The following is a 15718-nucleotide window of genomic DNA, read 5'->3' on the forward strand; positions in this document are numbered from 1 at the left end:
GGGGCGATCAGCGGATCACGCGGTCCGGCGATTCTTCGTACGGCGGGGTATAGATCACGAGCAGTCGCACCGGCGTATCGCTGGTGACGGTAAAGACGTGGGGGATGTCGGGCGGGAAATACACGCAGTCGCCGGCGACCATATCGGCCGCTTCGCCATCCACTTCTGCGCGGGCCGTGCCCTCCAGCAGATAACAGACTTGTTCGATGCCCGGATGGGCATGGGGCAGGGCACCCTTGCCCTTTTCAATCACGCCGAGCACGACTTCCACGTGCTTGGCGCCGACGTTTTCCGGACCGATCAACCGCCGATTGACGGTGCCTACATGATTTGCCGGGTGATATCCGGCGATATCCGCTTCGCGGACGAGCCAACGGGGGTGCTGCGAAGTGCTCACAAGGTCTCCTGAGTTTTCTTATCTGTGAATTGGTTTTTACATCCGTGAAAACCGGGCGTCAACTCACATCGGGCGAACGTGCGCTGTCGCGCCCATTGACGGCGGCTGAGTTTCGTGGCGTTGAGGCGAGCGCCGGGGCTGAAAAGCAAGACGAGCGCCGGGCTGAAAGGAACCGCTGGGCGCCGTATGCGAATGCGTCGCACCGCGGCGGCCGACAGAAATTGAAGCGTGAATCGGGTCTGGCGCATAATTCGACTTTCGTCTTCGTCTTCGTCTTCGTTTCCGGCTTCGATTGCGCGCGCCGGGCTGCATTGCCTCGACCGCTCGCCCCTAACCTCTGCCTATGACCGCCTCACCGCCGCTTCGCAAAGAATGCCCGCCCGGCGCCTGTGTGTGCGAGCGGGAACGCCTGTTTGACGATCCCGCGGCCGACATGCGGATCCTGCAGCTCACCAAGGAAGAAGAGAAACGCCTGATCGCGCGTCTGGAGAGCGTGAGCAGCTATGCGGATCTGAAGGCCATGGAACGGCGGCTTCAGGCCAATCTCGGCATCACTTTGCAGATGGGCGCCCGCGCGCGTGAGGTGCGTACGGTGCGCGGCATTGCGATTCGTCTTGAAGCACAACCGGGCCTGTGCAAGAAGACGCGCCAGACCATTCCAGCCGCCATCAGGCGCTGCCTGGAGAACAATCCCGACATTGCCTTTGCAGTGCTTGACGAAGGCGGGTTGTACGGCGGGGACGTGCAGGGCAGCCTGTTCGGTGATGAGGGCGACGACGGCGACTCGGGCAACTACGGCAATCAGGGCAACTAGGGCGACGAGAGCAATTAGGCAACGAGGGCAACGATGTCGCTGCGATCGACGGTGCCGATTGAACGTGCCGATCGAACAACCGGATGGCGGCGACGCGCCGATCCCGGCCCGTGGGTGGGCCCAGCCGCGTTATCCGGCCTGTTCCAATGCAGTGCAGGCTGCGCGGAGGATGCCGGCGTAGGTGTGCTGGTTGGGCGCGATGCGGTAGATGGGCGCGCCTACCGAGATCGCGTAGTACTCGCCGTTGAGCTTGACGGGCCACGCGATGGCACCCACATCGTTGATCGATTCGCCGGCGTTCAGGTACCAGCCGCGCTCGCGCGACAGCGTCAGGTCGGCTTCGAGTGCCACGATATCGGTCAGCGTCTTATCGGTGTAGCGCACGAGCGGCGCGCGCGCCAATACCGCTTGCCGATCTGCCGGGTCCAGGACGGCGATCAACGCTTTGCCCAGGGAATTGGCATGCACCGGTTTGAATTCGCCGCCCACCGCCACATAGCGGATCGAGTGTGGCGAATCGAGCACATCCAGGTAGACGACACGGCGGTCGGCGGTGAGTTTGGCGAACACCACGGTTTCCTGCGTGGCATCGCGCAGCGCGACGAGGCTGGGGTAGACCCGCTCGCGTACCGGATCGTTATGCGCAATGCGTTGCGCCATCGCCAGCAACCGGCTGGTGGGGTAGTACCCCGTGCGCCGGCTGGTTTCGTACAGATAGCCCAATTCGCTCAACGTGCGGATGAGCGCCAGGCAACTCGACACCGGCGCATCGAGCAGCCGGGCGAGTTCCGATAGGGGCAGGGGTCGTTTCTCGCGCGCGAAGAGCTCGATGATCTCGATCACGCGCAGGGCCGTCTTGACGCTCATCGCGTGGCCCGGGGCGCGTTAACGACGCACGGCGGCAAGCACGCGCTCGGCTTCGACGCGCACGCGATCGGGTGCCGTACCGCCGATGTGCGAACGCGCGGCAACCGATCCTTCAAGCGTGAGCACCTGATGAATGTCGGCTTCGATGCTGGGGTGATAAGCCTTCAGGTCGTCAAGCGACAGATCGGCCAGATCGCAGTTGCGGGCTTCGCAATCGCGCACGGCATGCGCCACGATTTCGTGCGCATCGCGAAACGGCAGGCCGCGCTTGACGAGGTAATCGGCCAGATCGGTGGCCGTGGCGAACCCTTGCAGGGCAGCCGCGCGCATGGCCTCGGGCTTGACCTTGATGCCGGCGGCCATGTCCACGAAGATCGTGAGGGTGTCGCGCACCGTGTCGACCGTGTCGAAGAGGCCTTCCTTGTCTTCCTGGTTGTCCTTGTTGTAAGCCAGGGGTTGACCTTTCATCAGGGTCAACAGGGCCACCAGGTGGCCATTGACGCGGCCGGTCTTGCCGCGGGCAAGTTCCGGCACGTCGGGGTTCTTCTTTTGCGGCATGATAGAGCTGCCGGTGCAGAAGCGGTCGGCCAGATCGATGAAACCCACGCGCGGGCTCATCCACAGCACCAATTCTTCAGACAGACGCGAGATATGCGTCATGATGAGGGCGGCGGCGGCGCAGAACTCGATGGCGAAATCGCGGTCCGACACGGCGTCGAGCGAATTGCGGCAGACTTCGTCAAAGCCCAGGAGGTGTGCCACGTGCTCGCGGTCGATCGGGAAGCTGGTGCCGGCCAGGGCGGCAGCGCCCAGCGGCAGGCGGTTGACGCGGCGGCGCACGTCGACCATACGCTCGGCGTCGCGGCCGAACATTTCGGCGTACGCCAGCAGATGGTGGCCGAACGTGACCGGCTGGGCCACCTGCAAATGGGTAAAGCCGGGCATGATCGTATCGGCATTGGCATGCGCCACGGTGGCCAGCGCCCCGCGCAGGCCGTGCAGCAATTCGGTGATGACGTCGATCTCGGCGCGCAGCCATAGCCGGATATCGGTGGCGACCTGATCGTTGCGCGAGCGGCCGGTGTGCAGGCGTTTGCCGGCATCGCCCACGAGCTCCACCAGGCGTTTTTCGATGTTCAGGTGCACGTCTTCGAGATCGAGCAGCCACGTGAACGCGCCGCTATCGATCTCGCCCACGATCTGCGTCATGCCGCGCTGGATGGCGGCATGGTCGTCTTCCGTGATAATGCCTTGGGTGGCGAGCATGGCGGCGTGCGCCAGCGAGCCCTGGATGTCGACATGGGCCAGCCGCTTATCGAAATCGACCGAGGCCGTGTAGCGTTTGACGAGATCGGACACGGGCTCGGAAAAGCGGGCCGACCAGGCTTGGGCTTTGTTGGCGAATTGATTTTGATTGGGGGTGGCGTCGTTGGACATCTGGCTCGTATAAGTTTTGACAGGCAGACCGAAATTATAGATGCTCTCGAACCGACAGTCGGGCAAGGAATGTTGTGGACACGCTGGACCTCGAACAATTAGCCGCTCAGGCGCACACCTATATGCCCACGCAGCCCTGGCTGCAAGTGGTGGTGGGCATCCTGCTGCTGACGTTGACCGCGCTGGTCGCGCAGTGGGTGGTCGCGCGGATCGTTCTGTACATGGCGCACCGGCTGCTGGTGTTGGCCCATCGGGGCGACTGGGATCGCGCGCTGGCCCGACGCCGGGCGTACCACAACGTCTGGTATGCCGTGCCGTTTGCGGTGGTGTCGCGCTGCGTGGAATACGTGCCCCATCTGGATGGGCTGGCGGAGGTCGTGAGCCGATGGTCGCAGGCGGGCGCCTGGATTTGCCTCTTTGCCGCGGGCAACGCTGTGCTGAGCGCCTGGCAGGATACCTACGCCGCCACCACGCGCGCGCAAACGCGGTCCATCAAGGGCTACATCCAGATCGGCAAGATCATTTTGGTCGTGATCTGCACGGTGCTCGTGATTTCCATTGTGATCGACCGCTCGCCGCTCTGGATGATTTCCGGCCTGGGCGCGCTCTCGGCGGTATTGCTGCTGGTATTCAAGGACACGTTGCTTTCTTTGGTGGCCAGCACCCAGCTCACCTCGAACGATATGCTGCGCATCGGCGACTGGATCGAGATGCCGCAGGCCGGTGCCGACGGCTTCGTGAAGGATATCGCCCTGCACACCGTCAAGGTGCAGAACTGGGACAACACCGTTACCACGGTGCCCACGTACAAGCTCTTTTCCGAGAGCTATCGCAATTTCCGGCAGATGTTCGAATCTGGTGGACGGCGCATCAAGCGCACGCTGCGGGTGGACGCCACGCAGGTGCGGTTTCTGGCCGAGGACGAGCGCAAGCGCCTGATGCGGTTTCGCCTGCTGCACGATTATCTCGAAGCCAAGCACACCGATCTGGATGCGGCCAATCAAACGCTGGGCGACTTCAATATTCCAGTCAATCAACGGCGCCTGACCAACATCGGCACGTTTCGCGCCTACGCCTTGGCGTATTTGAAGCAGCACGGCGAGCTGCGCCAGGATATGGCCATGATGGTGCGCATGATGGAGCCGCAATCCGATGGCATTCCCATCGAGGTGTACTGTTTCACCGCCATCACCGCCTGGGCCGAGTATGAGCGCATTCAGGGCGACATCTTCGACCATCTGCTGGCGATCCTGCCTGAGCTCGGGCTGCAGCTCTATCAGGCGCCGTCAGGTGCCGACTTCGGCAATGTGGTCGGCCGGCTGCGTGCGGACGGCCCCCCCGACCACCCGTGAGCGCAGCCCTGTGCCAAAATTGCGGGCATGTCGAGCGAAAGGCGAATGATGGCCAAGCAATTTTTCAATCTGTATGCCCACGGGTTTGCGCGGGTGGCAGTAGGCGTTCCGCAGTGCCGGGTCGCCGATCCGGATTTCAACGCGGCTGAAACGATCGCCCTGGCGCGTCAGGCCCAGGCGGGCGGCGCTGTTTTCGTCGCGTTTCCCGAGTTGGGATTGTCGGCCTACTCCTGCGATGACCTGTTCCACCAGCGCGCGTTGCTCGCAGGCTGCGAGCGGGCGTTGGCCGAGATTCTCGCGGCGTCGCGTGAGCTCGATATCGTGATGGTGGTGGGCATGCCCCTCTGCGTCGATCATTTGCTTTTCAACTGCGCGGTCGTGATTTCGCAGGGGCAGGTGCGCGGTGTGGTGCCCAAGAGCTATCTGCCCAATTACGGCGAGTTCTATGAGGCCCGGCAGTTCAGCGCCGCAGAGTGCGCTCGCGCGCGTGAAATCGTTGTGGCCGGGCACACCGCGCCGTTCGGCGCCGATCTGCTGTTCGATGTGCCGGGCATTCCGCGCTTCAAGTTTCACGTCGAGATTTGCGAAGATGTATGGGTACCCATTCCCCCCTCGTCGTTCGCTGCCTTGGCAGGTGCCACCGTGCTGGTCAATCTGTCGGCCTCCAATATTGTGGTTGGCAAGGCCGGTTACCGGCATCAATTGGTGGCGCAGCAATCGGCGCGCTGCCTGGCTGCCTACCTGTATACGTCGGCCGGCCAGGGCGAATCGTCGACCGACATGGCGTGGGACGGCCAGTCGCTGGTGTACGAAAACGGCGAAATGCTGGGCGAGTCGGAGCGCTTTTCCAATGATTCGCATCTGCTCTTCGCCGATGTCGACCTCGAGCGGTTGTCGCACGAACGCATGCGCCAGACCACCTTCGGGCAGTCGGTGCGCCGCCACGCCGACGAGCTCGACCGCTTTCTCACGATCAACGTCCCGCTGGCCGCCCAGGCGATGACACAGCCGTCGCTGCCGCTGAACCGGCGTCTGGCGCGCTTTCCTTACGTACCGGCCGATACCCGCCAGCGCGATGCACGCTGCCGCGAGGTCTACAACATCCAGGTGCAGGCGTTGGTCAAACGGCTATCGTCCAGCGGCATGTCGAAAGTCGTGATCGGCGTATCGGGTGGCCTGGATTCCACGCATGCCTTGCTGGTGTGCGCCAAGGCCATGGACGTGCTGGGTTTGCCCCGGTCGAACATCATCGGCATCACCATGCCGGGCTTCGCCACCAGTTCACGCACGTTGCAGCAGGCGCGTACGTTGATGGACGTCGTGGGCTGCGACGCCAGCGAAATCGATATTCGGCCCAGTTGCCTGCAGATGCTCAAGGATATCGGTCATCCGGCAGGCGAGGGCGCGAAGCAGTACGACATCACGTTTGAGAACGTTCAGGCCGGCGAACGCACCAGCCATTTGTTTCGCATCGCCAACTTCAATCGCGCCATCGTGATCGGTACCGGCGACCTGAGCGAACTGGCGTTGGGCTGGTGTACGTATGGGGTAGGCGACCATATGTCGCACTACAGCGTCAACGCCAGCGTGCCCAAAACGTTGATCACCCACCTGGTGCGCTGGATTGCCGAGACGGACGAAATCGGCAGCGCCGGTTCCGAAGTGCTGCTGGCCGTGCTGGATACCGATATCAGTCCGGAATTGGTGCCTGGCGACGGCACCGATCGGCCTGAGCAAAAAAGCGAACACACGATCGGTCCCTACGAACTCCAGGATTTCCATCTTTACTACACGCTGCGCTATGGCTTCGTGCCCTCGAAGGTTGCGTTTCTGGCGTTTTCCGCCTGGCGCGACCGCACGGCCGGCGAATGGCCCGAAGGCGAGCATGTGACGCGCAACCAGTACGATCTGCCTGCGATCAAACGCAATCTGGCGATTTTTCTGGACCGTTTCTTCCGTACGAGCCAGTTCAAGCGGTCGTGTATGCCCAACGCGCCCAAGGTGGGCACGGGCGGCTCGCTGTCGCCACGCGGCGACTGGCGCGCGCCCAGCGATTCCGAGTCGGTCGTGTGGCTCGACGAACTCAAAACCGTGCCTGAAGGCCCCCCGGCCTGATTGGCGCTATCCTTTACCCCTATTCATTCGGGTCGCTGTGCCCATCAATAACATCAGGACGACAACGTGAAACAAGTGACCGCAATCATCAAACCGTTCAAGCTCGACGAGGTGCGCGAAGCGCTGGCCGAGGTGGGCGTCAGCGGCCTCACCGTAACGGAAGTCAAAGGATTCGGGCGCCAGAAGGGCCACACCGAACTCTATCGCGGCGCCGAGTACGTGGTCGACTTTCTCCCCAAGATTCGCGTCGAAGTCGTGTTGCCCGACGATCGGGTGGATGCCGCCATCGATGCCTTGATCGCCGCCGCCCGTACCGGCAAGATCGGCGATGGCAAGATTTTCGTCACCCCGGTCGAACGTGCCTTGCGCATTCGTACCGGCGAAATCGATGACGACGCCCTGTAAATACTGGGCCGGGGGCCGCGTGGTGTGGTTGCTGCATTCGGCTGTGCCTGTTGCCGGTGTGCGTTCCCACGTGGCTCAAGCGCTCACTCGCGCCGCTCGAACACCCGCCCGCAGCCTTCGCGAATGGCCGCGGTGATTTCCTGACGCGCATGATCCCGCCGTTCGATCATCGCAATCTGACGGGGGCCGACACCGGCCACCTTGGGCAGCGGCATGATGCGCAGGCCCGGATCCTCTTTCCAGCGATTGCCGTGCAATAGCGGCAACATGCTCACGCCCACTTCCTGACGCACCAACGACACCAATGTCTCGATCGCGTTGAGTTCGAGGAAGTCGGGCGGGCTCACTCCCAACCGCTTGAGCGCCTGCTCGATGCGCATCCCGGTGCGCTGGCTGCGGTCAAAACGTAGAAACGGATTCTGGCTCAGCACCTCGACCACGGATTTACCCGCGGCGTGCGCATGCACCACCACCACGATCGGCTCTTCGTAAAGCTGCGTCATGCGGATGCTGGCGCGCAACCGTCCCGACTGCACGACAATGGCGGCGTCGAGTTCGCCGCCTTCGATCTGATGGGCCAGTTCGTGCGATTTGCCCGACAGCAGCCGCACGTCCAGGCGCGGGTGGTCAGCCTTCAACTGCGACACCACCCTCGAGAGCCCGCCCATGCACGACACAATCGCGCCGATGGCCACCGAACCGCCAAGCTCGCCTGGCGCGCCCTTGGGCAGGCGCAAGGCATCGTACTGGTCGAGGAGGGCGCGCACCTCGGGCACCAGCGCCTGACCCGCGCGGTTCAGCAATGCCAATCGGCCACTGCGGTCGAAGAGCTCGCGGCCCATCTCTTTTTCGAACGCGCGCATCTGAAAGCTCACGGCCGCTTGCGTCAGCGCCACGTGTTCGGCCGCCTCGGAAAAGGACCCGTGACGCGCGATCGCCAGGAACGTGCGCATGAAGCGAATGGTGCTCATAAATTTATTTTGTAAGTCGGATAAATAAGCCAAATTGATTTAATCACGATCGCGGCTTACCGTGTCGCCTTGCTCAACTGACTGCGTGAACGCCATGAAAGCCTTCGATTGGAACAATCCTTATCCGTCGGTTCGGATTCCGACCTTCGCCCGCAACGTCGTTTCAACGTCGCATCCGCTGGCGGCGCAGGCGGGATTGCGCATCCTGCTCAAAGGCGGCAATGCCGTCGATGCGGCGATCGCCACTGCGGCAACGATGACGCTGGTTGAGCCCGTTTCCAATGGTTTGGGTAGCGATTGCTTCGCCATCGTCTGGGACGGCAAGAAACTGCACGGTTTGAATTCGTCGGGCGTGGCGCCGGCGGCATGGAACGTCGAGTACTTCAAGCGCAAGTATGGCGTGAATGACCAGGGCCTGGCCAATCAGCCCAAGCGCGGCTGGGACAGCGTCACCGTACCGGGTGCGGTTGCTGGCTGGGCTGCGCTGCATGAGAAGTTGGGCAAGCTGCCGTTTGCCGAGCTGTTCGAACCCGCCATCGAGATCGCCGAGCGCGGTTATGCCGTGCCGCCCGTGGTGGCGCACAAGTGGGAAGCGGCTGCCGCCGAGCTGAAAGACCAGCCCGGTTACGCCGAAGCTTTCATGCCGGACGGCCGCGCCCCGGCCGTGGGCGAGCATTTCCGTCTGCCGGCTGCCGCTTATTCCTTACGTCGCATTGCTGAATCCAAGGGCCGCGATTTTTACGAAGGCGAACTGGCCGAGAAGATTGCGGCGTTTTCCAAGCAGCATGGCGGCGCCATGACGCTGGACGATTTGCGCAACTATCAGCCGGAGTGGGTTGAACCCATTAAGCGTGACTACCGCGGTTATGCCCTGCATGAAATTCCGCCGAACGGGCAGGGGATCGCGGCGCTGATCGCCCTGGGTATTCTGGAACGCTTCGATCTGGCGTCGATGCCGCTTGATTCGGCACAGTCGCAGCATGTGCAAATCGAGGCCATGAAGCTGGCGTTTGCCGACTTGTACGCCTATGTGGCCGATCCGCGCAGCATGACCGTCACCCCGGCGCAGATGTTGAGCGACGCCTATCTCGACAGCCGCGCCAAGTTGATCGATCTGTCGCGCGCCAGCCAGGTCAAGGCCGGTCGTCCGGATGCCGGCGGCACGATCTATCTGACTGCAGCGGACGAAAGCGGCATGATGATTTCCTTCATCCAGTCCAATTACATGGGCTTCGGGTCGGGCGTGGTCGTGCCGGGCACCGGCATCAGCCTGCAAAACCGTGGGGTGGGCTTCTCGATGGATCCCAAGTCGGCCAACGTGGTGGAAGGCGGCAAGCGGCCGTTCCACACCATCATCCCGGGCTTCCTGACGCGCGACGGCAAGCCGGTGATGAGCTTTGGCGTGATGGGCGGCGATATGCAGCCGCAAGGCCATCTGCAAACGGTGGTGCGCATGCTCGACTACCACCAGCAACCGCAGGCCGCATGCTGCGCGCCGCGCTGGAAGGTCAACCGCGATTACACCCTCGATGTGGAAGCCGCGATGTCGCCGGAAACCGTTGCGGGTCTGAAAGCCATGGGTCATCAACTGAAGTCGGTGGCCGATCCCTACATGGACTTCGGCGCCGGTCAGTTCATCTGGCGCATGTCGCCCGACGACGCCGATCGCGGTTATGTGGCCGCCAGCGACAGCCGCCGCGACGGCCAGGCCGTCGGCTTCTGAAGCCGGCCATGCCGCCCGCGCTCTGACGCGCATTTCCGCATGCATCGGACCGCGGCACCACCACTGAAGAAGCGCGCCGAAGGGCGCGTTTCTTCGTTGCGCAGCCGCCTTCGGTATGATGGCGGCCTTTGCGACCCTAACGATTCAGCTCATGGCCCTGCGCGCAACCATCTACAAAACCGAACTCAACGTCGCCGATACCGACAGGCATTACTACGCGAGTCATGCGTTGACGATCGCGCGCCATCCGTCGGAAACCGATCTGCGCATGATGGTTCGGTTGCTGGCGTTCGCCTTGCACGCCGATGAGTCGCTGGCCTTCACCAAAGGGTTGAGCGATGTCGACGAGCCCGATATCTGGAAAAAGGATCTCACCGGCGCCATCGACTTGTGGATCGAGGTTGGCCAACCCGAAGAGCGCCGCATTCTCAAGGCCTGCGGTCGTGCCGAGCAGGTCGTGATCTATTGCTATGGCGGCCACGCCAGTGAAATCTGGTGGGCTGGCGTGCGGGGCAAGCTCGAGCGCCTGCGCAATCTCAAGGTGTATGGCCTGCCGCAACACGCCGTCAATACGCTCGCCGGTCTGGCGGCGCGAACGATGTCGCTGGATGTGAATATTTCCGATCGGTCGGCATTCGTATCGAACGACCAGGGATCGGTCACCATCGAGCCGGAAGTCTGGCGTTAGGCCGCGGGCACGTCGCGTTGGCCGTTTTGCGTGGTAGGGGGGTCGCCTGCGTTCGCGACACTGTGGCCCCCGGCTTGTCCACCGACATGCGCCGCAACGTCACGCAGCCGGGCCAGATCGACCGCCATCGTAAGCACGTGCTCTGCACGCGCCACCGCCAATGCGCTGTGCGCCAGTGCGCAGCGCCGGAATTCTGGATGGGGCGCCCGCGCAAGCACGGCCAGCGCCTTCTGCAGCTTGATGCCGACCTCGAGATTGCCGGCGCCGTAATGGGCGACCGGGGTAAATGCATCGTCGAAAAGATCGTCGATGACGATGGGCGGCAGGTAGACGTCGGGATAGCGCACCTGCGCCGCGCGCGGATAAGGTTGCGCATCGCGCTCTGCATTGGCGTGGTTCGACCAGACCATCATCAACCGCGTCAGGCGGCCCACGATATCGATCGCCGTACCAGGATCGTTGGTCGCGGGTGAAAGGGCCCGCGAGGCCACTTCGGTCAGCACGCAGAGCCCGAAACGCGGATCCTGATCGAACGACCGGGCGGCACCGAGCGTAAAGGCGTGCTCGACGGTCTTGCGATCGTCGTCGTTCAACGCCACGACGCAGGTGGCGATCGGTTGGAAGGGGTCGACGAACGCGCCGGGACGTACCTGCACCCGGATCGGCGTACCCAGCCGTTGTGCAACCTCCTGCAGCGCGCGCACATCGATATGCTGCACATAACCCACTTCATGCACGAAGATCGCGTGGCGGCTGCTTTCGTCGGCGGCAACCCCGTCGCCGGCCGTCAGCGGCATGGCGCCCAGGCACGGCGCCTGGCGCTCGGCCTGCGCCGATTCGCTGGCCGCCTGCTCGATGCGTTCGGTCGTCTCGCCCAGGCGCCCGAATGACGACACATGATCGATCCAGCGCAGCAACGTGACCACGATCAGCAGTACCACGCCGATCGTCACCACAAACAGCACCACCCGGCCCGCATTTCCGTACACGCCGGAACTCAATGCGATCAGTCCGACCAGGCTGAAGAGGAACGAGCCGATGAAGGTGGCCAGCATATTCTGGGTGGACGAGTCCTCCATCAACAGCTTGATCGCGCGGGGCGTGACGTTGCTGGCCGCACCGCCGTAGGCCGATACCAACGTGCTCACCGAGAACGTGGTCACCGCCAGCATGCTGGAGGCGAGAATCGTGAGAATCTTGTCGACCGCGTCGGCACCGACGCGCGCCGGGATGTCTTCAGGAATGTAGGGTTTGACCAGGAGCGCCGCCAGCGCTGTTACGACCGCGAGAATCGAAAATGCCGTGGCGCGAAACCACAGCTTGCGTGTCATCTGGATCAACAGCCATTGCCAGCGGGTCATGAATTACGCTCGATGCCAAAAGGGCGGTAGAAAACATTCGGCCACCATCAGCGGTTGGCCCAGGCGCCAGAATACCGACCGCCGCGCCAGCCACGGTGCGGGTTGGGCCGCCCAGGGGGTGGCGATGTGCCGGGCCGCGAGCGCGGCGAGGGCCGTGTGAACGGTGCCGTGAAGCGGCGTGAAGCGATCGAGTGCCCGGGTCGTGAATGCGGATCGCGTGACGCCGGCATCGTGATAGAGCATGTCGGCCAGGGGCCGCGTGCGCAGGCGGCGCATGCCTTGCCAGGCGCCATGCGATGCCGCGAGGGGCGTCAGGCTGCGTGCGACCACGGCCGGAATGCCGTCGACCAGCATGATGACTTCGCGTACCCACACCGGCGCGCCGACCGGTAGACCGATCGCGGGCGCTTCGTCGCGCGTGAGACCGGCAGCGTGCTCACTGAGCACCGAAAGTTCGACCCGCCCGAGCCCGCGCAACCCGACGGTCAACGCGCCAGGGCGGGTCAGCCATGCCCGCTCGGCGGGCGTGCGGCGCGGGATAACCTTCAGGCGCCACGGGTTGCGCGAGGGCGTTTGCATGATTTCGTCAGCACGGGACACGGAAAGCGCAGGGTTCAGCCAAGTCATGGCTGCGTATTATCCCGAATTCCGGGATTGCCGGGCATAAACCACGCGGTAAGGCGTTAACATCGCGGTTGTATGTTGGTGGCGGCAATGGAAAAAGTACGAATATCCAAATTGATGTCCGAGCGCGGGCTGTGTTCGCGTCGCGAAGCGGACGACTACATCGAGCGGGGCTGGGTGCGTGTCGACGGCGAGGTCGCCGCGCTGGGTGAGCGCGCGTTTCCCAGTCAGGAGATCACCCTCGAGCGGGCGGCGCAGACGCGTCAGACCGCACGCGTGACCATTCTCATCCATAAGCCCATGGGCATTGTGTCGGGGCAGGCTGAAAAAGGCTATACGCCCGCGGTGGCGCTGATCGATGCCAAGAGCCGCTCGGCCACCGATCGCGCGAAGATGCGTTTCGAGCCGGCGCACCGTCAGGGATTGGCCGTGGCGGGCCGTCTGGATATCGACTCGACCGGGCTGCTGGTGCTCACGCAGGATGGGCGTATCGCCAAGCATTTGATCGGTGAAACATCGCCAGTCGAAAAGGAATATCTGGTGCGTGTTTCGGGCCAGCTCAAGGCAGAAGGCCTGGCGCTGCTCAATCACGGCCTGACGTTGGACGACAAGCCGCTCAAGCCCGCCAAGGTACGTTGGCAGAATTCGGACCAACTGCAGTTCGTGCTGCAGGAAGGCCGCAAGCGGCAGATTCGCCGCATGTGCGAACTGGTGGGGTTGAAGGTCGTGGGCTTGAAACGGGTGCGTATCGGACGGGTCGGCCTGGGCGACCTTCCCGTTGGGCAGTGGCGTTATCTACGCGACGATGAGCAGTTCTAGTCGGTCATGGCATTGAACCCGCACGCCGCATCGCATGCTGCTCAGGCGGCGGACGGTCTGGATTTTCTGGGGGGCAGCAGCGCCTGCGCGGCCCTGTTGCGCGAGCGCGATTGGTCCGGCACCGCGCTGGGCATGCCCGAGCAGTGGCCGGTCACGCTCAAGACCACGCTGAGGGTGGTTCTGGCGTCGCGCTTTCCGATGATGATTCATTGGGGGCGCGACCTCATCACCTTCTATAACGATGCGTATGCGCCCAGCCTGCGCGACAAGCATCCGGGCGCGCTGGGTTCGCCGGCGCGCGCCTGGTGGAGCGAACTCTGGGACGAGTTGGGCCCGATGTTCGATCGCGTGCTGGCCGGCGAAACGTACTACGCCGAGAACAAGCGCTACGCACCCATGCGCGATGGCGCGCGGCGCGATGCCTATTTCACGCACTGCCACAGTCCGATCTGGGATGAGCGGGGCGAGGTGGTGGGGATCTTTCTGGTCGTCAATGAAACGACGCTGCAAGTCACCGAGCTGATTGAGCGCGAAGCGTTCGAGGCGACGCTGCGGCAAACCAATGACATGCTGGAGCAACGCGCGCTGCAGAGCAGCGAAGAGCGCGATCGGGTGTGGGCTCACTCGCGCGATCTGCTGGTGGTGTCGTCATTCGACGGCGTCTGGCGCGACGTCAGCCCCTCGTGCGACACCATTCTCGGCCGTCGCCCCGCTGAAATGATCGGCCGCAATTCGGTCGACCTGGTGCATCCCGACGACGTGCCGCTTACGCTGGGTGCATTGGCCGCGTCGGCCGATCAGGTCGACCTCACCAGCTTCGAAAACCGCCTGCAGCATGCCGACGGGAGTTATCGCTGGATATCGTGGCACACGCGCGTCGGCCGCGACCGCGTGTACTCGTTCGGCCGCGACATCACGCACGAGAAAGCCCAGGAGAGCGCCCTGGCAATGACGGAAGCGCAACTGCGTCAGGCGCAGAAGATGGAAGCCGTGGGCCAACTCACCGGCGGGCTGGCGCACGATTTCAACAACCTGCTGACCGGCGTCACGGGAAGCCTCGAATTGATGCGGCGCCGGTTGGCCGCCGATACGCTGGATCCGGTCTCGCTGGAACGGTATATCCGGGTGGCACAGGATGCCGCGTCGCGCGCGGCGTCGCTCACCCACCGTTTGCTGGCGTTTTCGCGCCGCCAGACGTTGGACCCCACCGCGATCGATGCCGCGCAGCTGGTGACGGGCTTGCGGGATCTGATCGATCGCACGGTAGGGCCTGCCGTTGCGTTGACGGTGACCGCTGCGCCGGGACTTTGGCCCATCCTGGTCGACGCCAGCCAACTCGAAAATGCGCTCCTCAATCTATGCATCAACGCGCGCGACGCCATGCCCGATGGCGGTCGGCTGGCCATCGAGACCCAGAACGTCGTGCTGGCGACGGCCGAGGCGCATGCCCTCGATCTGACGCCGGGCGACTACGTGGTGCTGACCGTCAACGATACGGGCTGTGGCATGCCGCCGGCGGTCGTCGCACGCGCTTTCGATCCGTTCTACACCACGAAACCCCTGGGCTCCGGTACGGGCCTGGGATTGAGCATGACCTACGGGTTTGCGCGCCAGTCCAATGGCACGGTGCGGATCGAGTCCACGCCCAATGTCGGCACAACCCTGTGGGTGTATTTGCCCCGGCATGCGCAAGCGGCCGAATTGACGGCGCAAACGCTCGATTGCCCCGTTGCCTTGCCCGACGGGCCGGCGCGTGAAACGGTGCTGGTCATCGACGACGAGCCCACGGTGCGTCTGCTGGTGCTTGAAGTGCTCGAAAGTCTTGGATACCGCACGCTCGAAGCCGCCGATGGGCCCACGGGCATGCGGATCCTGCAATCCAGCGCGCCGATCGATCTGCTGATCACCGATGTCGGCTTGCCCGGCGGCATGAACGGCCGACAGGTTGCCGACGCCGCCCGCGTCGTGCGCCCGGGGCTGAAAGTGCTCTTCATTACCGGTTACGCGGAAAGCGTGGTGATGAATAACACCGCATTCGACGCCAGCATGCAGGTACTGACCAAACCTTTTGGCCTGGAGCCGCTGGTTCAGCGTATCAAAAGCATGCTCTCGGTAAGCGGCGGGACGCCTGCCGCCTGAATGGTC

13 protein-coding genes and 1 pseudogene are annotated in these 15718 nt (G+C 63.5%); 8 read left to right on the plus strand and 6 right to left on the minus strand.

The genetic code is table 11. The annotated features are described in order from the left end of the window. Positions 1 to 7: 7 nt before the first annotated feature. The gene (locus EYW45_RS15855) at positions 8 to 397 is read right to left on the minus strand and encodes a cupin domain-containing protein (protein ID WP_161136411.1); all 390 of its coding nucleotides are present in this window, start codon (positions 395 to 397) and stop codon (positions 8 to 10) included. A 343-nt stretch (positions 398 to 740) separates the two neighbouring features. On the opposite strand from EYW45_RS15855, the pseudogene EYW45_RS15860 reads away from it, so the two are divergent. Continuing rightward, positions 741 to 1136, plus strand: a pseudogene (locus tag EYW45_RS15860) (hypothetical protein); the annotation flags it as partial. A 204-nt stretch (positions 1137 to 1340) separates the two neighbouring features. Here the strand turns inward: EYW45_RS15860 and EYW45_RS15865 are convergent. Next, positions 1341 to 2078 (minus strand): IclR family transcriptional regulator, encoded by a 738-nt coding sequence (locus EYW45_RS15865; protein ID WP_161136412.1) that lies wholly within the window; start codon positions 2076 to 2078, stop codon positions 1341 to 1343. An 18-nt stretch (positions 2079 to 2096) separates the two neighbouring features. Then, positions 2097 to 3515 (minus strand): argininosuccinate lyase, encoded by a 1419-nt coding sequence (gene argH, locus EYW45_RS15870; RefSeq protein WP_161136413.1) that lies wholly within the window; start codon positions 3513 to 3515, stop codon positions 2097 to 2099. A 122-nt stretch (positions 3516 to 3637) separates the two neighbouring features. Between argH and EYW45_RS15875 the strand changes: the two genes are divergently transcribed. From EYW45_RS15875 to EYW45_RS15885, 3 genes are all read left to right on the plus strand, one after another. Further along, on the plus strand, positions 3638 to 4867 hold the full coding sequence (locus tag EYW45_RS15875; protein ID WP_161137058.1) for a mechanosensitive ion channel family protein: 1230 nt from the start codon (positions 3638 to 3640) through the stop codon (positions 4865 to 4867). A gap of 48 nt (positions 4868 to 4915) precedes the next feature. Then, complete coding sequence (locus EYW45_RS15880; RefSeq protein WP_161136414.1) at positions 4916 to 6982, plus strand: NAD(+) synthase; 2067 nt, start codon at positions 4916 to 4918, stop codon at positions 6980 to 6982. A gap of 66 nt (positions 6983 to 7048) precedes the next feature. Continuing rightward, a complete protein-coding gene (locus EYW45_RS15885; protein WP_161136415.1) occupies positions 7049 to 7387 on the plus strand; it encodes a P-II family nitrogen regulator in 339 nt (112 codons plus the stop codon). An 83-nt stretch (positions 7388 to 7470) separates the two neighbouring features. Here EYW45_RS15885 and EYW45_RS15890 read toward each other — a convergent pair whose 3' ends face one another. After that, positions 7471 to 8358 (minus strand): LysR substrate-binding domain-containing protein, encoded by an 888-nt coding sequence (locus tag EYW45_RS15890; protein WP_161136416.1) that lies wholly within the window; start codon positions 8356 to 8358, stop codon positions 7471 to 7473. A 94-nt stretch (positions 8359 to 8452) separates the two neighbouring features. Between EYW45_RS15890 and ggt the strand changes: the two genes are divergently transcribed. Both ggt and EYW45_RS15900 read left to right on the plus strand, forming a co-directional pair. Continuing rightward, positions 8453 to 10081: a gamma-glutamyltransferase gene (gene ggt / locus EYW45_RS15895; RefSeq protein WP_161136417.1), complete on the plus strand. Its 1629-nt coding sequence runs from the start codon at positions 8453 to 8455 to the stop codon at positions 10079 to 10081. 151 nt (positions 10082 to 10232) lie between these two features. Further along, positions 10233 to 10769, plus strand: coding sequence for a YaeQ family protein (locus EYW45_RS15900; protein WP_161136418.1), 537 nt, complete (start codon positions 10233 to 10235; stop codon positions 10767 to 10769). On the opposite strand, the gene EYW45_RS15905 is transcribed toward EYW45_RS15900, so the two are convergent. Both EYW45_RS15905 and EYW45_RS15910 read right to left on the minus strand, forming a co-directional pair. Beyond that, positions 10766 to 12130: a DUF2254 domain-containing protein gene (locus EYW45_RS15905; protein WP_161136419.1), complete on the minus strand. Its 1365-nt coding sequence runs from the start codon at positions 12128 to 12130 to the stop codon at positions 10766 to 10768. The genes EYW45_RS15900 and EYW45_RS15905 overlap by 4 nt on opposite strands. Before the next feature lie 3 nt (positions 12131 to 12133). Next, the gene (locus EYW45_RS15910; RefSeq protein WP_161137059.1) at positions 12134 to 12709 is read right to left on the minus strand and encodes a chorismate--pyruvate lyase family protein; all 576 of its coding nucleotides are present in this window, start codon (positions 12707 to 12709) and stop codon (positions 12134 to 12136) included. A gap of 135 nt (positions 12710 to 12844) precedes the next feature. Between EYW45_RS15910 and EYW45_RS15915 the strand changes: the two genes are divergently transcribed. Next, positions 12845 to 13573, plus strand: coding sequence for a pseudouridine synthase (locus EYW45_RS15915; RefSeq protein WP_161136420.1), 729 nt, complete (start codon positions 12845 to 12847; stop codon positions 13571 to 13573). Between the two features lie 6 nt (positions 13574 to 13579). Beyond that, the gene (locus tag EYW45_RS15920) at positions 13580 to 15712 is read left to right on the plus strand and encodes a hybrid sensor histidine kinase/response regulator (RefSeq protein WP_161136421.1); all 2133 of its coding nucleotides are present in this window, start codon (positions 13580 to 13582) and stop codon (positions 15710 to 15712) included. Positions 15713 to 15718: the final 6 nt, after the last annotated feature.

This window comes from Schauerella aestuarii (assembly GCF_009866805.1).
Lineage (GTDB): Bacteria > Pseudomonadota > Gammaproteobacteria > Burkholderiales > Burkholderiaceae_B > Schauerella > Schauerella aestuarii.